At 54.5% G+C, this 22,489-nt stretch carries 19 protein-coding genes; 6 read left to right on the top strand and 13 right to left on the bottom strand.

What is annotated here, in order from left to right; all coding sequences use genetic code 11:
* Nucleotides 1-44 precede the first annotated feature (44 nt).
* The 3 genes from ACVB80_RS14970 (at nt 45) to ACVB80_RS14980 (ending at nt 3,929) form a co-directional block, all read left to right on the top strand.
* Nucleotides 45-1,148, top strand: a complete 1,104-nt coding sequence (locus tag ACVB80_RS14970; protein WP_481082097.1) for an anhydro-N-acetylmuramic acid kinase — start codon at nt 45-47, stop codon at nt 1,146-1,148.
* Between the two features lie 12 nt (nt 1,149-1,160).
* On the top strand, nt 1,161-2,096 hold the full coding sequence (murQ, locus tag ACVB80_RS14975) for an N-acetylmuramic acid 6-phosphate etherase (RefSeq protein ID WP_481082098.1): 936 nt from the start codon (nt 1,161-1,163) through the stop codon (nt 2,094-2,096).
* A 93-nt stretch (nt 2,097-2,189) separates the two neighbouring features.
* Nucleotides 2,190-3,929: a putative bifunctional diguanylate cyclase/phosphodiesterase gene (locus tag ACVB80_RS14980; protein WP_481082099.1), complete on the top strand. Its 1,740-nt coding sequence runs from the start codon at nt 2,190-2,192 to the stop codon at nt 3,927-3,929.
* Here the strand turns inward: ACVB80_RS14980 and ACVB80_RS14985 are convergent.
* Complete coding sequence (locus ACVB80_RS14985; RefSeq protein ID WP_481082100.1) at nt 3,917-4,258, bottom strand: DUF2799 domain-containing protein; 342 nt, start codon at nt 4,256-4,258, stop codon at nt 3,917-3,919. The two genes, ACVB80_RS14980 and ACVB80_RS14985, sit on opposite strands and share 13 nt — an antisense overlap.
* A gap of 209 nt (nt 4,259-4,467) precedes the next feature.
* Here ACVB80_RS14985 and ACVB80_RS14990 point away from each other — a divergent pair, with 209 nt between their 5' ends.
* Nucleotides 4,468-5,955 carry a carbon starvation CstA family protein gene (locus ACVB80_RS14990; protein WP_481082101.1) on the top strand — a complete coding sequence of 496 codons (1,488 nt, stop codon included), beginning with the start codon at nt 4,468-4,470 and terminating at the stop codon, nt 5,953-5,955.
* Between the two features lie 70 nt (nt 5,956-6,025).
* Here the strand turns inward: ACVB80_RS14990 and ispH are convergent, their stop codons facing one another.
* From ispH to murJ, 6 genes are all read right to left on the bottom strand, one after another.
* Nucleotides 6,026-6,970, bottom strand: a complete 945-nt coding sequence (ispH, locus tag ACVB80_RS14995; RefSeq protein WP_481082102.1) for a 4-hydroxy-3-methylbut-2-enyl diphosphate reductase — start codon at nt 6,968-6,970, stop codon at nt 6,026-6,028.
* 63 nt (nt 6,971-7,033) lie between these two features.
* Nucleotides 7,034-7,462 (bottom strand): FKBP-type peptidyl-prolyl cis-trans isomerase, encoded by a 429-nt coding sequence (gene fkpB / locus ACVB80_RS15000; RefSeq protein ID WP_481082103.1) that lies wholly within the window; start codon nt 7,460-7,462, stop codon nt 7,034-7,036.
* A gap of 291 nt (nt 7,463-7,753) precedes the next feature.
* A complete protein-coding gene (gene lspA / locus ACVB80_RS15005) occupies nt 7,754-8,260 on the bottom strand; it encodes a signal peptidase II (RefSeq protein WP_481082104.1) in 507 nt (168 codons plus the stop codon).
* A 63-nt stretch (nt 8,261-8,323) separates the two neighbouring features.
* Nucleotides 8,324-11,155 (bottom strand): isoleucine--tRNA ligase, encoded by a 2,832-nt coding sequence (gene ileS, locus ACVB80_RS15010; RefSeq protein WP_481082105.1) that lies wholly within the window; start codon nt 11,153-11,155, stop codon nt 8,324-8,326.
* A gap of 64 nt (nt 11,156-11,219) precedes the next feature.
* Nucleotides 11,220-12,155 (bottom strand): bifunctional riboflavin kinase/FAD synthetase, encoded by a 936-nt coding sequence (gene ribF, locus ACVB80_RS15015; protein WP_481082106.1) that lies wholly within the window; start codon nt 12,153-12,155, stop codon nt 11,220-11,222.
* An 89-nt stretch (nt 12,156-12,244) separates the two neighbouring features.
* Nucleotides 12,245-13,807: a murein biosynthesis integral membrane protein MurJ gene (gene murJ, locus ACVB80_RS15020; protein WP_481082107.1), complete on the bottom strand. Its 1,563-nt coding sequence runs from the start codon at nt 13,805-13,807 to the stop codon at nt 12,245-12,247.
* Nucleotides 13,808-14,054: 247 nt separating this feature from the next.
* On the opposite strand from murJ, the gene rpsT reads away from it, so the two are divergent.
* Nucleotides 14,055-14,315: a 30S ribosomal protein S20 gene (gene rpsT / locus ACVB80_RS15025; RefSeq protein ID WP_481082108.1), complete on the top strand. Its 261-nt coding sequence runs from the start codon at nt 14,055-14,057 to the stop codon at nt 14,313-14,315.
* A gap of 172 nt (nt 14,316-14,487) precedes the next feature.
* On the opposite strand, the gene ACVB80_RS15030 is transcribed toward rpsT, so the two are convergent.
* Nucleotides 14,488-14,784: an ArsR/SmtB family transcription factor gene (locus tag ACVB80_RS15030; RefSeq protein WP_481082109.1), complete on the bottom strand. Its 297-nt coding sequence runs from the start codon at nt 14,782-14,784 to the stop codon at nt 14,488-14,490.
* 125 nt (nt 14,785-14,909) lie between these two features.
* Entirely contained in the window at nt 14,910-15,800 is an 891-nt protein-coding gene (gene nhaR, locus ACVB80_RS15035; RefSeq protein WP_481082110.1) for a transcriptional activator NhaR, read from the bottom strand.
* A 402-nt stretch (nt 15,801-16,202) separates the two neighbouring features.
* Between nhaR and ACVB80_RS15040 the strand changes: the two genes are divergently transcribed.
* Entirely contained in the window at nt 16,203-17,354 is a 1,152-nt protein-coding gene (locus ACVB80_RS15040; protein ID WP_481082265.1) for a Na/Pi symporter, read from the top strand.
* A gap of 377 nt (nt 17,355-17,731) precedes the next feature.
* On the opposite strand, the gene ACVB80_RS15045 is transcribed toward ACVB80_RS15040, so the two are convergent.
* The 4 genes from ACVB80_RS15045 to ptsP are packed head-to-tail and all read right to left on the bottom strand — an operon-like array spanning nt 17,732 to nt 22,484.
* The gene (locus tag ACVB80_RS15045) at nt 17,732-18,583 is read right to left on the bottom strand and encodes a thymidylate synthase (RefSeq protein ID WP_481082111.1); all 852 of its coding nucleotides are present in this window, start codon (nt 18,581-18,583) and stop codon (nt 17,732-17,734) included.
* A 15-nt stretch (nt 18,584-18,598) separates the two neighbouring features.
* Nucleotides 18,599-19,405, bottom strand: a complete 807-nt coding sequence (lgt, locus tag ACVB80_RS15050) for a prolipoprotein diacylglyceryl transferase (protein ID WP_481082112.1) — start codon at nt 19,403-19,405, stop codon at nt 18,599-18,601.
* 18 nt (nt 19,406-19,423) lie between these two features.
* Nucleotides 19,424-20,221, bottom strand: a complete 798-nt coding sequence (locus ACVB80_RS15055) for a sulfite exporter TauE/SafE family protein (RefSeq protein WP_481082113.1) — start codon at nt 20,219-20,221, stop codon at nt 19,424-19,426.
* Between the two features lie 13 nt (nt 20,222-20,234).
* Nucleotides 20,235-22,484 (bottom strand): phosphoenolpyruvate--protein phosphotransferase, encoded by a 2,250-nt coding sequence (ptsP, locus tag ACVB80_RS15060; protein ID WP_481082114.1) that lies wholly within the window; start codon nt 22,482-22,484, stop codon nt 20,235-20,237.
* Nucleotides 22,485-22,489 lie beyond the last annotated feature (5 nt).

The following is a 22,489-nucleotide window of genomic DNA, read 5'->3' on the forward strand; positions in this document are numbered from 1 at the left end:
TTTTTGCTTTACAATGGCTTGAGTTGAAATTTCACGGAGCCGCCATGCAGGAACGTTATATTGGGATCATGTCCGGAACCAGCCTGGACGGGGTGGACTGCGCCCTGACGGCTGTTGGCCCGCAATCGGTGGAACTGGAGGGACACATCAGCCTGCCAATGCCCGCACCGCTCAAAGCGCGCCTGCTCAACCTCAGCCTCAACCAACCGGTAGCGGTGGAAGAGATGGGCGAACTCGATCACCTGCTGGGCGAACTGTATGCTGACGCCGTGCTGGCGCTGCTGGATAAATACCAGCTCAGTGCCACTGACATTACCGCCATCGGCAACCACGGTCAGACCGTTTTTCACCGCCCGGATGGTCCGGCTCCATTTACCATCCAGCTTGGGGATGCCCACCTTATCGCCGCACGCACAGGAATCACCACAGTCGCAGATTTCCGCCGCCGGGATATGGCTCTTGGCGGACAGGGCGCGCCACTGGTGCCCGCTTTTCACCGTGCGGTCTTTGCCAGCGGTGATTCCGGAGTCGTGGTACTTAATATCGGCGGCATCGCCAATATCTCACTGCTTCACCCGTCCATGCCGGTCACCGGCTATGATACCGGGCCGGGAAATACCCTGATGGACGCCTGGGTGCAAAAACACACCGGTGAGCACTATGACAGGGACGCTGCGCTCGCCCGTCAGGGCAAAGTTAATGAAGACCTGCTGAATCGCCTGCTCAGTGAAGACTACTTTGGCCGTAATTACCCCAAAAGCACCGGCCGCGAGCTGTTTAACCTGGCATGGCTGGAGAGTCACCTCACCAGCGAACTGAGCCACGCCGATATGCTGGCCACCCTGTGCGAGCTGACCGCCCGTACCATCGCCGAACAGGTGGAGCGCTTTACCTGCGGTAATTCGCCTGAGCTGCTCGTTTGTGGCGGCGGAGCCAGAAACCCGCTTCTGATGGAGCGCCTGACCACACTGCTGCCACACTGGCAGGTTGCCACAACCGACTCACGCGGCGTCAGCGGCGAATTTATGGAAGCCATGGCCTTTGCCTGGCTGGCCCGGCAACGCATTCACAATTTACCCAGCAATGTGCCGGAAGTCACCGGAGCGCGCCAGGCGGTGTCGCTCGGGGTGATTTATCCGGCGGATTAACAGGACAACCCTATGGCAAATGATGCTCTTATTAACGCGCTGTCGCGTCTGGTCTCTGAGGGACGTAACCCGGATACCATGGATATCGACCTGCTGCCGTCCCTTGAAATCGTCACCAAGCTCAATCAGCAGGATCAGCTGGTGCCTCTCGCGGTTGAAAAAGTCCTGCCTGAGATCGCCGCCGCGGTAGACGTGATCACCCATGCTTTTAAGAAGCGGGGAAGGCTAATCTATCTTGGTGCCGGTACCAGCGGCCGGCTTGGGGTACTCGATGCCTCAGAGTGTCCGCCCACATTCGGGGTGGATGATCAGATGGTGATCGGCCTGATTGCCGGAGGCAGAGACGCCATGTTTCGCGCCAAAGAAGGTGCGGAGGACTCCCCTCAGCTGGGCGAAGATGACCTGAAAGCCTGCAGGCTGACCGACAAAGATGTGGTCGTCGGGATCGCCGCCAGCGGCCGGACTCCGTATGTAATCGGTGGCCTGGAATACGCCAGCCGCGCCGGAGCCAAAACCATCGCCCTGAGCTGTAACCCGGACGCACCGGTCAACCAGCAGGCAGATATCGCCATCTGCCCGGTGGTTGGTCCTGAAGCCCTGACCGGCTCAACCCGGATGAAATCCGGCACCGCACAGAAACTGGTGCTCAATATGCTGACCACCGCCAGTATGATCCGCCTTGGCAAGAGCTATCAGAACCTGATGGTGGATGTGAAAGCGACCAATGAGAAACTGATCGCCCGGGCAGTGCGTATCGTAATGCAGGCGACCGAGTGCGATAAATCCGCCGCCCGCCAGGCGCTGACCGATTCAGATTACGACGTTAAGCTGGCAATCCTGATGTTGCTGACCGGCATCGAAAAAGGCCAGGCTGCAGACCTGCTGGAACAGCAGCGGGGATACCTGCGTCACGCGGTAAATGTTCACCAGGATTCTCAAAAAGGATAACTGCGAGTCAGCTCCAGATAACTGAATAATCAGATTTATTAATTGCTGCTAAAATAAAAGTAATGATCTTTTTTGTTCAGGCAGGGGTAACGGGTGAACAAAGTCCAGCAGAAATGGCAGCAATGGGGAATCACCCTGTTTTTTTGTCTGGCGACGGCGCTGGTCAGCCATACGCTGCTGACCACCCAGTCCCTGCTGACCGGAATATATCTGCTTTTTCCTGCTGCCCTGATGACCGCTCTGTTTCTGCCCGCCTGGCGTCATCTGGCCAGCCTGCTGGCAGCAGCCGTACTCATCAGCGGCGGAATCGCCGAACCCTACGAACTTGACGCTGTTGAAGAGAGCTTTATCGTCATACCGCTGCTGTTTCTGGTGCTCTATCCCGGCAGCCTCTGGCCACTTCTCATATGCGTTGCACTTCTCGCCCTTTATATTCCAGAGCTGGAAGGCGATGACCTGGGTGAGTTTTTCGAAGACGCCATCGAGCTGATCCTCATCACCACTTTTGCCTGCGTAATGAGTTATTTTCAGCAGATCGCCAGCCGCAGCGCCCTACATTACAAGTCCGAGAGTGAGACTGACCCACTGACCGGACTGGGTAACCGCCGCGCACTCTATGCTCACCTCCATCAGTTACCTGAAAATCAACGCGGTATCCTGCTGCTGCTTGATATCAACAACTTCAAAGCGGTAAACAGCCTGAGCCACCTGGTGGGCGATCAGCTGCTTATCCAGCTCGCTGAGCGCCTCACAGAAAAAGCCGGTGAACAAACCCGGGTGTTTCGTATCGGCAGTGACGAGTTTTGTCTCGCCATGCCACAGGATTTTGAACAGGCGGAGCAAATGGGCAGCGAGCTCATGGCAGCGGAAACGCTGCGTTTTCAGGTCAATGGCCGCAACTACCAGATCAATATTACCGTCGGTCTTGCCAGTTACCGGGAGTGCGGACGCGACATCGACAGCTGGTTTCAGTGTACCGAGCTGGCACTGAACCACAGCAAACGCCACCCCAGTCTGTCCATGATGTGGTTTGATCATCAGATGTACCAGGCTCAGGCGCGCCGGGCAGAAATAGAAAAAGGCCTGGCTCAGGCCATCAGCAATGACGAGCTGACCCTGCTCTATCAGCCCAAGCTTCAGCTGAGCGACAACAAAGTTCATGGTGCTGAAGCCCTGCTTCGCTGGCACCACGCCACCCTCGGGCCGCTCTCTCCGGGCGAATTTATCCCCATCGCCGAAGAGAGCCAGCACATTATTGCCATTGGCCGCTGGGTTATCGACCAGGCCTGTGCCCAGGGAAAAGCCTGGCTCGAAGCGGGACGCCCGTGCCCGATTTCAGTCAACGTTTCCGCGGTACAGCTCGACTGCGATGACCTGTACAAAGTCGTGGAAGAAAGCCTGCTCAGGCACCAGTATCCCGGCGAACTGCTGCAGGTGGAGATAACCGAAACGGCGATCATGTCCCAGTCAGAGCACACCATTAACACCTGTCACCGCCTGCGGAATATCGGGGTGCAGATCCTGCTCGATGACTTTGGTGTGGCTTATTCGTGTCTCAACTATCTGCGCCGGTTGCCGGTCGATGTACTGAAAATCGACAAGTCATTTGTTGATGACTGCGTGGATGAGCCCAAGGCCCACATGCTGATCCGGACTATAGTCCAGATGGGACACAACCTGAATATGGTGGTCACCGCTGAAGGGGTGGAAAATGAGATGCAGCTGGAGCTGCTGAAATCAGAACAGTGTGACCGCTACCAGGGGTATCTGTTTTCTCCCCCGGTGACGGCTGAAATCTTTGACGGATTAAGAATGGCGAATCATTCGCGCTGATCCCATCCCCGCTGCCATTCCATACGGAATTTCTGCGCATCAGGCGTACCTTCGCACACACCTTCATAGTAGGTGCCGGACAAACCGATCTGGAAAGCGTGGTCCGGGTTACAGAACTCTTCAATGCCCTTCAGGTAGCCTTCGGCATACTCTCCCTGATTAACCGCGCCCAGCTCATTCAGCGAGCTGTGAGAGCGGTGTGTCCGTCCGCGCACGCCATCCTGATAGCCGATACTGAACCAGTCACCGGCTGCCGCAAGATCCGCCTCACTGCTGGCACAGGCGGTCAGGGCACCACCCAGCAGTGCGACAAGCATCACTTTTTTCATGTTTTATTCCTTTTATCAGACAGTTATTAGTGTAGCGCGACCAGTCCAGCTTACCAGCGGTTTCTCTTAACTTTGTCAAAAACCACTTAATGGCTATAAATACCGCTTAAATATCTATCCCTCCGCTGACCTCACAACCGAATGCGCTCGCCATCCGCCGGCGTTAGTATCCATGATGAACGTGAAATAACCACTGAAGGACGAAGACAATGACATGGTTCCTGCTCTGTATCGCAGCCCTGGTAGGCGGATACTTTATCTACGGCGCTTTCGTTGAGAAAGTATTTGGCGTAAACGAAAACCGCAAGACCCCGGCCTACACCAAACAGGACGGTGTTGACTATGTACCAATGTCGAACAAGAAGGTCTATCTTGTTCAACTGCTGAATATCGCCGGCGTCGGCCCGATCTTCGGCCCAATCATGGGTGCCCTGTATGGCCCGGCAGCAATGCTGTGGATCGTACTTGGCTGTATCTTTGCCGGTGCGGTGCACGATTACTTCTCCGGTATGCTGTCTGTGCGTAACGGCGGTGCTTCGGTTCCGACCATCACAGGACGCTACCTGGGTAATGGCGCAAAACACTTTATGAATATCTTTGCCATTATTCTGCTGCTGCTGGTTGGCGTGGTATTCGTATCAGCCCCTGCAGGCATGCTGACCAACCTGGTGAACGAGCAAACCAGCCTGAACGTGCCTATGACGGCTATGGTTATCGCTATCTTTGCTTACTACATCATCGCGACCATCGTTCCGGTCGATAAGATCATCGGCCGCTTCTACCCGCTGTTCGGCGCACTGCTTATCTTTATGTCAGTTGGCCTTATTACGGCAATCGGCCTGTCTGACGAGCACAGCATCATGGGCGGCTACGAAATCAGCGACATGTTCACCAACATGAACCCGAACAACCTGCCACTGTGGCCGGCACTGTTTATCACCATCGCATGTGGTGCAATCTCTGGTTTCCACGCGACCCAGTCACCGCTGATGGCCCGCTGTATGGAAAACGAGAAGAACGGCCGCTTTGTGTTCTACGGAGCAATGATCGGTGAAGGTATTATCGCTCTTATCTGGTGTGCGCTGGCGCTCTCTTTCTTCGGCTCAGTGGAATCTCTGGCTGACGCAGTAGCAAACGGCGGTCCTGGTAACGTGGTATACAGCGCGTCATTCGGCCTGCTGGGTGTGTTCGGTGGTATCCTGGCCTTCCTGGGTGTGGTTATCCTGCCAATCACTTCCGGTGACACCGCATTCCGCTCAAGCCGCCTGATCCTGGCTGAGTACTTCAACATGGAGCAGAAGACCCTGCGTAACCGTCTGATGATGGCCGTGCCTCTGTTCGTTATCGGTGGCATCCTGACTCAGGTAGACTTCGGTGTTATCTGGCGCTACTTCGGTTTCGCTAACCAGTCTACCGCAGTAATGATGCTGTGGACCGCATCAGCTTACCTGCTGCGCCACAACAAACTGCACTGGATCACCACAGTACCGGCGATGTTCATGACCACTGTGTGTGTCAGCTTCATCCTCAACAGCTCTAAACTGGGCTTCGGTCTTCCGGTAGAGATCTCAACCGTTGCCGGTGTTATCACCGCTGTTGTTATCGCGGGCTACGTGATTAAGACTTCGAAAGGTAAAGGTGAAGAGCAACTGCCAGAAGACGGGCAGAGCGTCAAAGCCGAAACGGAAACTGCATAATTCTTTTCCCCCTGATCGCGAAAGGGCTCCCGTTGGGAGCCCTTTGTTTATTCTGCTTACTGAGCCGGGATCAGTCGACCTGCTTCACCTGCAGTTCGCGCGGCACTTCAAAAAACATGTTCTCTTCACGCCCTTCCAGCTCTTCAACGCTGCTCTCTTTGAGCGACTGAATACGCGCTACGATCTGCTCTACCAGCTCCTGTGGCGCTGAAGCACCGGCGGTCACGCCAACCCTCTCAGCATTTTCGAACCACTGCGGCTCAACCGCTTCCGGACAATCGATCAGATAGCCCGGCGTACCCAGCTTCTCAGCCAGCTCTTTCAGGCGGGTAGAGTTGGATGAATTTTTCGAACCAACAACCACAACCACATCCACCGCCTTCGCCAGTTCACGCACCGCGTCCTGACGGTTCTGGGTGGCGTAACAGATATCGTCTTTGCGCGGGCCCTGAATCTCAGGGAAAACTTCACGCAGTCTGGTGATCACATCCGCTGTCTCGTCCACCGACAGCGTGGTCTGGCTGACGTAGTGCAGGTTAGACGGGTCTTTCACTTTCAGCGCTTCAACATCCTGCGGGTTTTCCACCAGGTACATACCACCGGTTTCGCTGGCGTACTGGCCCATGGTGCCTTCCACTTCCGGGTGACCGGCGTGGCCAATCAGCACCACTTCCATATTCTTACGGCTGGCACGCGCCACTTCCATATGAACCTTGGTCACCAGCGGACAGGTGGCGTCAAATACCGTCAGCTCACGCTCTTTGGCTTCTTTGCGCACTGCCTGAGACACGCCGTGGGCAGAGAAAATCACGATATTGTCGTCCGGCACTTCGCTCAGCTCTTCGACGAACACGGCGCCGCGCTGTTTAAGGCCCTCGACCACAAAACGGTTGTGCACCACTTCGTGACGCACGTAAATCGGTGGCTGATACATTTCCAGCGCCCGCTCGACGATGCTGATCGCCCGGTCAACCCCGGCACAAAAACCACGCGGGTTGGCTAACAGTATTTTCATTGCTCTGCTCGTTGTCATTTTGGTTGTGCTTATTCTACTCAGCCCGGCAGGAATTGCCATCGGCTATTCGACCGTCAGGATCTCTACGTCAAAAGTCACGTCCTGCCCGGCCAGGGGATGATTGAAATCCACCGTCACCGACTCGCCGGTCACTTCGGTAATAATCCCCGGGATCTCAACCCCATCCTGACCGGCAAAGGCCATAATGGTGCCCACTTCCATCTCCTGTCCGGCAAAGCGGGCACGTTCCATATGATGGATATTATCCGGGTTCGGCTGACCAAACGCATCATCCGCCACCAGCTCAACCGAGTGGTTCTCCCCTTCCGCCAGCCCCAGCAGGCAGCGCTCAAAGTTATCGCTCAGGCTGCCATCCCCCATAGAAAAGCGTGCCGGCTTCCCCATACTGTGGGTACTGTCCGCCACAGAACCGTCTTTGAGTTTAATGGTGAAATGGAGGGTAACTGTTGAGCCGGAGGTTATTTTGGTCACGTTGGTTGTCCTTATGTTGTTAGGCGCTGGGCGCTGGGCGCTGGGCGCTGGGCGCTGGGCGCTGGGCGCTGGGCGCTGGGCGCTGGGCGCTGGGCGCTGGGCGCTGGGCGCTGCAAGATGTTTTCACTGCCCCTCAGTGAAGTCAACCACTGAAAAAACGTTTACCACGTAACTATCAACGATCTCCCCCAGGGCCCAGTGCCAAGAGCCCAGCGCCTCTATGTTTATATAAAAAAGCGCCGCCCGTATCAACGGACAGCGCCTGTGGTTATTTCAGCTCTGCGGGTCTGCTCAGCTGTTCTTTTCCGGTTTGCGGAAACCGTCAAAGATGATCATAGCTGCACCGAGCACAATGGCAGAATCTGCCAGGTTAAATGCCGGCCAGTGGTAGGTGCCCCAGTAGAAGTCCAGGTAATCGACCACAAAGCCGTGAACGATACGGTCGAACACGTTACCGATCGCGCCGCCGATGATCATCGCGTAGGCGATATTGTTCCACTTCTCTTTCGCCGGAAGCTTGCTCATCCAGAAGGTCAGCATACCGCTCACCACAAAGGCGATGCCGGTAAACAGCCAGCGCTGCCAGCCAGCCTGATCACTCAGGAAACTGAACGCGGCACCGTAGTTGTGCACGTACAGCAGGTTAAAGAATGGCAGGATCTCAATCCGTCCACTCAGGCCATACTCCATGTTATCCATCACCACCAGCTTGATGGCAATATCGGCGATAAAAATCAGCGCCGCCAGCCACAGCCAGCGCACTCCGGATTGTTTAATCGTTACTGCTTGTTCACTCATAGCCTTACCTGAAAAAAGCCCCAGTAAATACTGGGGCTGTTGAACCTGTAAAAAGTTCCCTGATTACGCGAAGCGGCGGGTCTCGCCTTCACCTTCAACGTTAGACACACAACGGCCACAGATCTTCTCGTGACCTTCGATGGTGCCTACTTCCGGAGTGTGGTGCCAGCAACGGTCACACTTCTCAGATTCGGTCGCTTTCACTTCGACGAACAGGCCTTCGATATCGGTCGCCTGAGCTGCGTCGCTCTTCTCAGCCAGTGGCTTAACCACAGCAGAAGAGGTCAGCAGTACAAAGCGCAGCTCATCTTCCAGCTTGTTGATTTTCGCCAGCAGAGCGTCATCAGCGAACAGAGTCAGTTCAGCCTGCAGGGCGCCACCGATAACTTTTTCGTTACGGGCCGCTTCCAGCTGCTTGTTGACTGCATCACGAACCTGCTGCATCTCTGCCCAGAACTCGTTACTCATCTCTTCGCCTTCAGTCAGACCGAACAGACCACCAAACCACTCGTCAGCGAATACGAACTTGCCGCGCTCGCCCGGCATTTCGTTCCAGATCTCGTCTGCAGTGAACGACATGATAGGTGCCATCCAGCGTACCAGTGCTTCCACAATGTAGTACAGAGCGGTCTGACAGCTGCGCTGAGCGTGGCCACCAAGTTTCGCGGTGTACTGACGGTCTTTGATGATGTCCAGGTAGAATGAACCCATCTCGATAGAACAGAAGTGCATCAGACGCTGCATTACGGCGTGAGTGTTGTACTCGTCGTAAGCTTTGATGATCTCTTCCTGTGCAGCCAGAGCGCGGCCTACAGCCCAGCGATCCAGTGCCACCATTTCTTCTGCCGGTACCATGTCAGTTTCAGGGTTGAAACCGTTCAGGTTTGCCAGGAAGAAACGGGAAGTGTTACGGATACGGCGGTACGCGTCCGCAGAACGCTTCAGGATCTCATCAGATACCGCAACTTCACCGGTGTAGTCGGTAGAAGCCACCCACAGACGCAGGATGTCAGCACCCAGCTTGTTGGTAACATCTTTTGGCGCAACCACGTTACCGATAGATTTCGACATCTTACGGCCGTGACCGTCTACCACGAAACCGTGAGTCAGCACCTGCTTGTATGGCGCTTCGTCTTTCATCGCGATAGAAGAAATCAGTGACGACTGGAACCAGCCACGGTGCTGGTCAGAACCTTCCAGGTACAGATCCGCGCTGTTGCCGTTGTACTCTTCGCGGGTATCAACCACAGAGTAGTGAGTCACACCGGAATCGAACCATACGTCCAGGGTATCCAGTACTTTCTCGTACTTGGCTGCGTCTTCTTCACCCAGCAGCTCGGCAGAATCCACATCCCACCATGCCTGGATGCCTTTCTGCTCAACCAGCTGAGCGACTTTTTCAATCAGTTCAGAGGTGTTAGGGTGCAGCTCTGCCGTCTCTTTATGGACAAACAGGGCAATTGGCACACCCCAGGTACGCTGACGGGAGATACACCACTCAGGGCGGCCTTCGATCATACCTTCGATACGGCTCTGGCCCCACTCAGGCATCCACTCCACACCCTTGATAGACTCCAGCGCTTTGGCACGCAGGCCTGCCTGATCCATCGATACAAACCACTGAGGAGTTGCACGGAAGATGATCGGCGTTTTGTGACGCCAGCAGTGCGGGTAGCTGTGCTCGTAAGCGTGGTGGTGCAGCAGCGCGCCTTTCTCTTTCAGCACTTCAACTACCGCGTCGTTGGCTTTAAATACGTGCTGACCGGCAAACAGCTCAGTATCCGGCAGGTAAACACCATTAGAGCCAACCGGGTTAGCCACTTCCAGGTCGTATTTTGCGCCGACCGCGAAGTCTTCCTGACCGTGGCCAGGAGCGGTGTGTACTACACCAGTACCAGAATCAGTCGTTACGTGATCACCCAGGATCGCCGGAACAGTAAAGTCGTAGAACGGATGGTTGAACTGAGACAGCTCAAGGTCCGCACCTTTGGCAAAGCCCAGGTTGTGGAAGTGTTCGATACCGGCACGGTCCATTACATCTTTCGCCAGCTCAGAAGCCACGATGATACGCTCAGGATTGTCGCCTTCTACCTGGATCAGCACGTACTCCAGGTCCTCACGCATACAAACCGCGCGGTTTGCAGGCAGGGTCCATGGTGTGGTGGTCCAGATAACCACAGAGATGTCGCCTTTGCCTTCATGGCCTTCGCTCAGTGCGAACTTAGATACCAGCGCCGCTTCGTCAGCCGCTTTAAAGCGAACGTCGATAGACGGAGATACTTTATCTTTGTATTCCACTTCCGCTTCTGCCAGTGCAGAGCCACAGTCTGTACACCAGTGTACCGGCTTGAAGCCTTTCAGCAGGTGGCCGTTATCAGCGATTTTGCCCAGCGCACGGATGATGTTCGCTTCGGTGCCAAAATCCATGGTGCGGTACGGCTTGTCCCACTCACCCATGATGCCCAGACGCTTGAAGCTCTCTTTCTGACCTTCAACCTGACCTTCGGCGTATTTGCGGCACTTCTCGCGGAACTCAGCAGCGGTCACTTTCTGACCCGGCTTGCCCACTTTTTTCTCTACCATCAGTTCGATTGGCAGACCATGGCAGTCCCAGCCAGGAATGTAAGGTGCGTCAAAACCTGAAAGTGTTTTGGATTTAATAATAATGTCTTTAAGAATCTTGTTTAGTGCGTGACCAATGTGAATATCACCGTTGGCGTACGGAGGGCCATCGTGTAATACGAAAGATTTTTTGCCTTTCTTGGCTGCACGGATTGCACCGTACAGATCTTCTTTGTACCAACGCTTCAGCATCTCTGGCTCACGATTAGCCAGATTACCGCGCATCGGAAACCCTGTTTCAGGTAAGTTCAGGGTATCTTTATACTCACTCATCGATTCTTAATTCCGTTGTATTGGGCGAAAGTTAGACATTATGTTGGCCGGTGGAACTGTCCGGCTAACCTTTAAGCTGACGCAGCCACACCCTTGCTGCCTCAGCATCCAATTCTATTTGCGCTTTCAGCGCATCAAACGAAGCAAACTTTTGTTCTTCGCGTAGTTTATGCAGCAACACGACTTCGAGCGCCTGACCATAAAGGTTGGCGTCAAAGTCAAACAGGTGCACCTCAAGCTGCTGGCGCACTCCGTCTACAGTCGGACGGTTGCCGATATTGGCCACCCCGCCTGCAATACGGCCATCGGGCAGATGCGCTTCAACCACATATACCCCAGATACCGGAGACACACAACGCTTGAGCGGCAGGTTCGCCGTTGGAAAGCCGATTGTGCGGCCCAGTTTTCTGCCGTGGGAAACCCGGCCGGACATACTGTAAGGCCTGCCGAGCATCAGCTCTGCATCGCTGAGCCTGTCATTAGCCAGCGCGTGGCGGATCTCAGTACTGCTGACCCGGGTCTGCTGCATCCGGTAACTTTGGGTGCTGACCACCTCAAAGCCCATCGCAAGCCCCGCCTGCTGCAGCATGGCGAAATCACCCTGACGCTGACGGCCAAAACAGAAGTCATCACCGACCACCAGGTATTTCACCCCGAGCTGACTGACCAGCAGATCGCGGATAAAGCTGTCCGCTTCCATATCAGCAAAGTGCTGGTTAAAGCTGACACACAGCAGTCTGTCGATACCCAGTTTATCAAGCTGGGTCAGTTTATCCCTCAGCCTGGTCAGCCTTGCCGGCGCATTCTGCGGGGCAAAGAACTCCATCGGCTGAGGTTCAAACGTCATCACCACTGAAGGCAGATTCAGTTGCGCCGCTTTTTCGGTCACCCGGGCTAATACCTGCTGGTGCCCAAGATGAACACCGTCAAAGTTACCTATGGTCAGGACACAGCCATTATGCTCTGGCCGAATATTATGGATGCCGCGGATTAATTCCATGCTGCGCTTTTCTTGTTCTGCTTGTGGTGATTTACTGGGCGTCAAACCGACGGATTATATACTGATGCTGAGATAAAATACAGCATGGCTTATACGCCACCTGCCCTCAGATGACGGGGACGCAGCCCCAGCACCACAGCACACACAGCATAAACCACGCCACCAAATGCAATCAGCCCGGCCAGAGTCAGCGCCCGTGAGCTGAATGACCAGCTCAGCCACTCACTCATCTCAGCCAGCTGCCACCAGATCGCCGCCGCCATGGCCACCCCGGAAATCAAAATCCGCGCAGCGAAGCCCAGCGTCTGTCGGCTCACCTTATACACACCGTCACGGTGCAGGCCGCGATAGAGCAGCGCCATGTTAATAAAGGCAGACAGTGCGGTGGCCATCGCCAGGCCAACATAGCCATAGAAGTAAGCGAAGATGGCGTTAAACACCATGTTGGATACCATGGCGACAATGCCATAGCGCACCGGTGTTTTGGTGTCCTGACGGGAGTAATAGCCCGGCGCAAGCACCTTGATCAACATAAAGTTAAGCAGACCGGATGCATACGCCACCAGCGAGAGCGAGGCGTGCTCTACGTGGTCCGGGGTAAACTCACCGCGCATAAACAGCACCATAAGCATAGGTTTGGCCAACACCATCAGGCCGAGCATCGCTGGCAGGCCAAGCAGCAGCACCATACGTACGCCCCAGTCCATGGTATGGGCAAAACCTTCGCTGTGCGCGTCAACGTGCTTACGCGACAGCGCCGGCAAAATCACGGTCGCAATCGCGATACCAAACAGCCCAAGCGGAAACTCCAGCAGGCGGTCAGAGTAGTAGAGCCAGCTGATCGAGCCGGTCTGAAGAAAACTGGCGATAAAGGTATCAAACAGCAGGTTGATCTGACTGACCGACACACCAAACAGCGCCGGGATCATCAGGGTGCGGATCTTCACCACTCCCGGATCACGCCAGCCCCACTTCGGCCGTACCAGTACGCCCTCTTTAATAAGGAAAGGGAGCTGGAACAGGAACTGCACCAGACCACCGAGAAAGACCCCGATCGCCAGGCCGATCTCTGGCTGGGCAAGCTTCGGTGAAATCATCAGCGCACAGGTGATGATCATCACGTTGAGAAACACAGGGGTAAAAGAGGAGACCGCAAACTTACCCAGGGTGTTCAGAATGGCCCCGGAGAGCGCAACAAAAGTGATAAACCACAGATAAGGAAAGGTGATCTTCAGAAGCAGGCTGGCGAGCTCAAATTTATGCGCCGACGGGCCACCGTTCAGCCAGTCGATAAACCAGCCGGCACCAAACAGTGCCGTTACTGCGCCGGAGCCAATGATGCCCACCAGGGTCACTATCGACACCAGCACGCCAAGAGTACCGGATACTTTGGCTATCAGCTCGCGGGTTTTATCTTTATCTCCTGCCGCCTGATACTCGGTCAGTACCGGTACAAAGGCCTGGGAGAAAGCACCTTCTGCAAAAAGACGGCGCAGAAAGTTGGGAATTTTATTGGCAAAGAAAAACACGTCCGCACTGGCACCGGCTCCCATCAGGTTGGCCACCACCACGTCCCGCACCAGGCCGAGAACGCGGGAAGCCAGGGTCATGACACTGACGATCAGCCCCGACTTAAGCAACTTTCTACTCACATTTACCTCGAAAACAAAGGGAAACTGTCTTCACATTGCAACAGGGGCACTCAAAGCACAGTTTTATTAGCATTGGAAAAAAAATGCTGTTAGAATCCCCGCCATCTTAACCGCGAAGACTGCCCAATCCAAAAATTTTGTTTGGCTTAGGTGGGTTTTTGCACAAATCATTTGACATTTGGGTACAAATAGGGGATATTCCTCGCCCTTAAATTGTCACCGAACTAAGTTTTTGGGAGTTAGACCCTTGGCAAACTGTAAATCTGCTAAGAAGCGCGCTATCCAGGCTGAGAAACGTCGCCAGCACAACGCTAGCCGTCGTTCTATGATGCGCACTTACATGAAGAAAACTATCGCTGCTATCGAAGCTGGCGATAAAGAAGCTGCAACTGCTGCATTCACTGCAGTTACTCCGATCCTTGACCGTATGGCGACTAAAGGTCTTATTCACAAGAATAAAGCTGCCCGTCATAAGTCACGTTTCGCTGCAGCAATCAAAGCTCTGTAATTTCAGACTCTGATTCATGCAAAAAAACCGGCTCAGGCCGGTTTTTTCATATCTGTTTTCTGGCTATCTGAACAAAACTGCTCAAAAGAAAGTCTTTCCGGAAAGAGTAGTTTCGGAAACTGCCACGCTTTTCCCTGTTTCACGCGACAGCTCCATGGGTAACTACCGTTTTTTATGCCTGGCAGTACAGGTCGTGCAGCAACTTGATCATCTGCTGAACTTCGTTGCTTTTCAATGAGTAGTAAACGGTCTGTGCTTCTTTGCGCGTTGACACCAGGTCATCCCTGCGCAGCCATGCCAGATGCTGGGACAAAGCCGACTGGCTCAGCTCCAGACGTGAACATAACTCTCCTACAGACAATTCATTGTTGTGCAGCATACAAAGAATTTGCAAACGGCGTTCGTTCGCCATAGCTTTCAAAAGTACCACAGCCTGAGCGGAATTCCGCTCCATTTCCTGTAAATTCATCAAGCAGCCTCCATGGGCCAAAACTAAACTACTACAACCTCAACCTTATGCTTATTATTTATAAATGATTGAAGCCCCGAATAGGGAATGTTATTACAATTTACCATTGAATAAAACAGACACAATCACTGAAAAAGACTGGTGAAGTCCGCATCACAAACATTTTTCACTGTTGGATGCTGGATCATCCGTTCTGCAAAGATAACATAGTATTCTTCCTTGAGATCTTCGAGCTCATGGATCAGGTGTAGTGGCGTGTCCTGCTCGACTTCCGACATATAGAGACTCGGCGCAAGAAAGATGACATCCGGATGATAACGGGCGAACGCCTTCATCAATGCAACGTCATCAAACTCACCTAATACATTCGGCTGAAGCCCTTGTCTGTCAAACCATTGCAGCACGTTCCTTCCCATCGCAGTGCGGCTGCCCGGGATGAGCAGTTTGCGCTCTTCAAGCACCCGCTGCAGATCGCCAAGGTCGATTGGGGCTGAACTGAAAAAGCTCATGCTGCATTCACCAAGCTTTTTACTGTACAGACCAGGACTCTGACTGGAGTCCACCGGACAGTCAGACAAAATCATATCCAGCTTGTGCTGAGAGAGCTGTTCAAGCAGCAGTTCGTGGGTCGATTCAAAACAGCGCAGGTGAATACTGTTGTCTTCCGGCACCGTGGTCATCAGGATCCGGCTGACCAGGCGCTTGGAGAGCGCATCCGCGACCCCGACATCAAACAGAATGTTAGAGCGCTGACTGTAGTTGACGATATCGAGCATCTCATAGCTGAGGCCAAACATCCGGTCGGCGTACTTGAACACCAGCTGCCCCAGCTCCGTTGGCTCAACGCTGCGCCCGCTGCGTTTGGTCAGCTTACCGTCCATCCTCTCTTCAAGCGCTTTGATCTGCCCGGTGACCGTTTGCGGGGTCAGAAACAGTGCGTCCGCCGCTTTAGACACCGAGCCCTGTTTGCAGACCATCCAGAAGTAATAAAGATGGTTGTAGTTCAGGTGAGACATAGTTACGCCTTATGCAACATAAAAAAAGCCATCTTAATCCATTATGCGCAGCGACACCATTAATTCGGTATTTTCGAAATTAAATTCGAATAAACCAAATAAAGCCGAAACGGATACGGCCGAATATGACAGTTTTTGTCATATAAATAGTGTGAGCTGTACCGATTATTTGCCATCCCACCCCAAAAACAGACCCTTCCAGCGCTCTGACAGACAAATTAAAACCCTATATAACAATAACTTAACCAAGCACAACCACTGTGTAATCGATTACTCCAACCCTGTCCTGAAAATGGCAGTTTTAAATATAACTGTAATATAGCTGTAATATTCACTCTCTAGTATCGGCGGCAGATTCACTAACAGACCGAAACAGAAAAAAGGTCCACGGAGCAAACTATGATTAACCAAGCTACAACCGCAAGAACAGCGGCGCCGACGTCAAACGCGTCTCGCTGGTTACGCTGGGCGAACTTGGCTTTCATGCTTTATCTGCTGTTACTGGCGGTTTCCATGGTAGGAAGCGGCTTTAAATGGGCAACAGGAGAACACGCCAAAACCCTTTTTGAATTTGCCTCTCACCCGGTAGCGGGTCTGATGATTGGCCTGGTAGCCACCGCGCTTATCCAGTCATCCAGTACCGTTACTTCGATTATTGTTGGCCTGGTTGCCGGTGGCCTGCCGGTAGAAACCGCCATTCCTATGGTCATGGGTGCCAATATCGGTACCACAGTTACCAACACCCTGGTAAGCCTGGGTCACGTTCGCTGTCAGACTGAGTTTAAGCGCGCGTTTGCCAGTGCAACCATTCATGACTTCTTTAACCTGCTGGCGGTAGTCATCTTCCTGCCACTGGAAATGATGTTCGGCATCATGGAGAAAATCTCTCACTGGCTGGTATCGCCTATGCTGGCGACCGGTGACATGAGCATGAAGGGCATGAACTTCATCAAGCCAATCACTAAGCCTGTGGTAAGCGCAATCCAGGAGCCTCTGGCGACCTTTGGTGACGTAGCCGGTGGTGTGACTCTTATCGTACTGGGTATCGCGACCATCTTCGTTGCAATCACCGCGATGGGTAAACTGATGAAGAGCCTGATGGTAGGCCGTGCCCGTGAAATCCTGAAAAACGCCATTGGCCGCGGTCCCCTGCACGGCATCGCTTCAGGTTCGGTTGTCACTGTACTGGTACAGTCTTCTTCAACCACGACCAGCCTGATGGTTCCACTGGTCGGTACCGGCGTACTGAAAGTGCGTGATGTATACCCGTTCACCCTGGGTGCGAACATCGGTACCTGTATCACCGCTCTGCTGGCTGCTACCGCAGTATCTGGTGAGTACGCAGTATTCGCCCTGCAGATCGCCCTGGTGCACCTGACGTTCAACCTGATGGCAACCATCTTCATCTTCGGTATCCCGTTCCTGCGTGAACTGCCGCTTAAAGGTGCAGACTACATCGCAGAGATGGCAGTGAAGAACAAAGCTGTGGTTGCAGCTTACCTGGTAAGCGTCTTCCTGGTAATGCCTGGCACAATCCTGTTCCTGACTAACTAAGGAACGGAGCGCTGAATTTGAAATCCCCATCCGGGAGACCGGGTGGGGATTTTTTGTTTTAAATTTCGGTACTGGGTACTGGGTACTGGGTACTGGGTACTGGGTACTGGGTACTGGGTACTGGGTACTGGGTACTGGGTACTGGGTACTGGGTACTGGGTACTGGGTACTGGGTACTGGGTACTGGGTACTGGGTACTGCAGGATGTTGTCTCCGGGACTCTGTCAGGTCAAGCCATAACTACAGATTTCACTCACCAATTGGCAGCAAACTCCCCCAGAGCCAAAAATATAAAAAAACGCCAGCCTCAAAGACTGACGTTCTCAACTACCACACTCTCCGCCCAGAGCCCAGCGCCCCGGGCCCAGAGCCTTCAATCACACCGAAAACGGATAACGAATCGGTTCGTGGCACTCGTAGCCGGTGACTTCAAAGTCGTCCAGGGTAACCCAGGTTTCCAGGTCTTCCAGGCTCTTAATCTCCGGGTTGATGCGGAACTGAGGAGCGGAAAGTGGCTCACGCTTCAGTTGCACGTCACGCATCAGTTCGAGCTGGTCTTCGTAGATATGAGCGTTCACTATCTTGTGGTATGCCACACCCGGCTTCTTGCCGGTGATCTGCGCCATCAGCGCCAGGAAGACGTAAACCTGAACCATGTTGAAGTTCAGGCCCAGCGGCACATCACACGAGCGCTGGGTGCTGTTGAGGTACAGGGTGTCGCCCAGCAGAGAGAAGTGGTGGCTGTACATACACGGACGCAGGCAGCCCATGTGGAACTCGCCCGGGTTGTAGAAGTTCAGGATCTCACCACGGTCATCCACACCACGGCTCAGGTCATCAACGATTTTACGCAGCTGGTCGATATGGCCGCCGTCTGGCTTAGCCCAGGCACGGCCCTGAACGCCGTATACGCGGCCCATATCGTCTTCGCCTTTGCGGTATGGGTTGTTCAGCCATGCGTCGTTCAGGTTGGCGTTGGCATCCCATGTTTTGGTACCCAGCTTACGGAAGTCCTCCGCGTTGTCGTAACCACGGATATAACCCAGCAGCTCAGCCACCGCCGCTTTCCAGAAGCTCTTGCGCGTGGTCACCAGCGGAAACTGGTTGTTGGCCACGTCATAGCTCAAATCGGCGTTAATCACGGTCAGACAGCGTTTACCGGTACGCTCGTTCTCAACCCAATGGCCCTGGTCAACGATGCGCTGACAAAGGTCTAAATACTGCTTCACTTGTCTGTCCTCAGTTTATTGCGATGCCGGCTGGCGGTTGAACTTGTACGCCCAGGCCACCAGCAGCGCGCCACCGAACACCATCGGCAGCGAAAGAATTTGTCCCATTGAAATCAGACCGCCAAACAACCCGAGGTGGGCGTCCGGTTCACGGAAGTATTCAACGATGAAGCGGAAGATACCATATCCGGCCAGAAATAGCCCGGAGACCGAGCCCGCAGGTCTTGGCTTGCGCACAAACCAGTTAAGGATAAGAAAGAGTACGATGCCTTCCAGAAACGCCTCATACAGCTGCGACGGGTGGCGTGGCAGGTAACCGCCACTTGGGAACATGACAGCCCAGGAAACGTCTGTTACGCGGCCCCACAGCTCGTCATTCATGAAGTTACCTACCCGGCCCATACCAAGACCAAACGGCACCAGCGGCGCAACAAAGTCGGCGACAGAGAAGAACGTCCGGCCATTACGGCGTCCGTACCAGAACATTGCAGTGATCACGCCCAGCAGGCCACCGTGGAACGACATACCGCCGGTCCAGACCTTAAACAGGTAGAGCGGGTCATCCAGAAACAGGTCAAAGTGATAAAACAGCACGTAGCCGACACGGCCACCGATCACCACCCCCAGGAAACCGGCAAACAGCAGGTCTGAAACCTGGTCACGGGTCCAGCCACTGCCCGGCTTGTCTGCACGGCGGTTTGCCAGCCACAGGGCAAACACAAAGCCCACAAGATACATCAGCCCGTACCAGCGCAGGGCGATGGGGCCTATCTCAAAAATAACCGGGTCAATAGAGGGGAAGGTGATAAATCCCTGATTCATAGTCGTTCTCTTAATTTCCTAAACGGGCAGCAGCATTTTTGCGGCAATAAACAGCAAAAAGACTGCGAATATTTTTTTCAGTACCGTAGTCGGCAGGTGGGTGGCGAGCTTTGCCCCTGCCCGGGTCATCAGCATTGAGGTGGCCACAATACCAAATAACGCCGGCAGATACACATAACCCAGACTGTAATCAGGCAGGCCCTTGGCGTGGCTGCCATGAAACACAAACCCGACCATACCGGCCGCGGCAATCACGCAGCCACATACCGATGAGCTGCCGATGGCTTTGCGCATCTCCACTCCGTGACGGGCAAGGAAAGGCACGGTCAGTGACCCGCCACCGATGCCTGCCAGGCTCGACACGACCCCGATCAGAGAGCCGCTTATCAGCGTCGCTGCCTGACCAGGCATTGGGTACGTCTGAGTTTTGCGAATGGAAACAAACATCTGCAATGCCAGCATCAGTACGATAACGCCAAACACCCGCCCGAGATACTGAGAAGGGATCATGTCTGCGATAAACGAACCACTCAGGCCGCCCAGTACCACACCGGGCAACAGCCACTTGACCACAAACATATCGACATTGCCGAGGCGCAAATGGTTCCATGCAGAAGAGCCGGAGGTAAGAATAATGGTCGCCAGCGATGTGCCCAGCGCCATGTGCATAAGAATGTCACTGCTCACTCCCGCCTGAGGCAGAAGCCAAACCAGCGCCGGTACCACCAGCAGCCCGCCGCCGATGCCGAGCAACCCGGCCAGCAGGCCGGTCACGCAGCCAAGCAACAAAAATTCAAAGATAATAAAGAAGTCCAAAAGAAGGGTCCTGTTACTGTTTACCCGCCCGCACAAAACCGCCGAGCTGTTTCTGCTCCAGAAAATCCATCGCCTGACTGTGGATGTCCCGGCCATAGCTCTGTTGCAGGGCACCATGCGCCAGAGATTCCAGTTCACTCAGGCTGACCTGGCGAAGCAGGTATTTCACCCGCGCAACGTTGGCGGTGTTCATACTCAGAGAACGATAGCCTAACCCCACAGCCAGCAAAGCGCCAATAGGGTCACCGGCCAATTCACCACAAATTGACACGGGCAGGCCATGCTGCCGGCAGCAGGACTGGATCTGAGCCAGCGCCTGAATCACAGCCGGGTGCATCGACTCATACACATCCGAAACCCGGGCATTGTTGCGGTCCACCGCCAGCAGGTACTGAGTCAGATCGTTGGTACCCACAGAAACAAAATCGATCCGCGGCGCCACCATAGGCAGCAGGAACAGCATTGACGGAACTTCGAGCATGATACCAAGCTTGGGCCGTTTGAGCTGAGGCTGCACTTTGGCGACTTCACTGAAGGCCTGATCGACCAGTGCAATGGCCTCATCGAGCTCCTGACTGCCGGAAACCATAGGCAGCAGAATGCTCAGGTTATCCAGCCCGGCACTCGCTCTGAGCATAGCCCGCAGCTGGATGAGAAAAATATCCGGATGGTCGAGGGTAAAGCGGATCCCGCGCCAGCCAAGGAAGGGGTTATCTTCTTCGATCGGAAGATATGGCAGCGGCTTGTCGCCCCCTACATCCAGGGTACGCATCACCACCCGCTGACAGGGGTAACTCGACAACACAGCGCGATACTGAGCCGTCTGTTCATCTTCAGAAGGAAAACGCTGCTTGAGAAGAAAAGAGATCTCGGTCCGGTACAGGCCGACACCATCCACACCCTGGTTGATCGCGATCTGGTTGTCCGCGCTCAGGCCGGCATTGAGCAGTACTTCAACCCGGCAGCCGTCCTGGGTACAGCCCTGCTCGGTCAGCTCACTTTCCACCATCCGGGAAAGCTCGGTCTCTTCTTCCTGCAGCGCCTGATACTCAAGCAATACCTGGGGAGACGGATCAATGAACAGGCTGCCGCTGTAACCGTCCACGATCCCGACTTTGCCGTTGAGCGCTTCCGGGTTCAGCGTAGCCCCCATCACGGCTGGCACACCCAGCGCCCGTGACAGGATCGCGGCGTGTGAGTTGGCTGCGCCCTCCATTGAGACCACCGCCAGCAGCTTATCCCGCGGCATACCGGCGAGCATGGATGCTGTCAGCTCTCCCACCACCAGAATCACCGGATAGTCCCACGCCTGCTCTGCGCCTTCGCTGGAGTGCAGGAAGTGCAGCAGTCTCTGCCCCAGCTCACGTACATCCCGGGCACGCTCACGCAGATAGGGATCTGACATACGGGCAAAACGGCCGGAGTAGCTTTCCACGACCTGGCGAAGCGCCCAGTCGGCACGGTCGCCCTTGTCTATCTGGCCTTTAAGATCCTTGCGCAGCATAGGATCGTTAAGCAGGTGAGTGAAGAGATCGAAAATCGCAAGCGCGTCTTTGTTGATCTCATTATCAAACTTCTTCCGCATCCGGCGAAAATCGCTCAGCGCGGCGTCAATCGCCAGCGCCATCCACTCCTGCTCCTGCTCAACGTCCAGGGTACTCGCCGGGCAGACTTCAGACAGCCTTGGCTGGGTATCGTCCCACCAGTAGGTTCCGATCGCCACACCCGGTGATGCGGCAACACCCTGCAGGGACTGACATTTGGAATCGTTAAGCAGCCAGTGTCCCTGCGCCTGGGCATGAGCGATCAGTACCGCCAGCTGGGCGGACAGGGTGACCAGAAATGACTCTTCCGTTTCACTGAACTGGCGCGGTGTGCGCTGCTGAATGACCAGCACGCCGAGCACCTGTTTGCGGTAGATAATAGGCGCGCCGAGAAAGGCGTGATATACCCCCTCTCCGAGCTGGGGAAGGTATTTAAAGTTGGGATGGAGGGAGGCTTCAGCAAGGTTAAGCGGCTCCGCACTGCGGCGGACCAGCCCTACCAGGCCTTCCTGGTAATCAATATGAATCGCACCGCCTTTAAAGCGAAGGCCTTTGGTGGCCATCAGCTCCAGGCGCTGCAACTCATCATTGGCAAAATAAACGGTACAACACTCAGTCTGCATCGCGGTGCAGGTTTCGTTAACCAGAACATCCAGAGCCTGATGAATATTTTCTACCCTGGAAACCTGTTCAACGATATCCCTTAGCTGAGTGAGCATTCCCC

Source organism: Vibrio sp. 9-16B-A1, assembly GCF_056726165.1.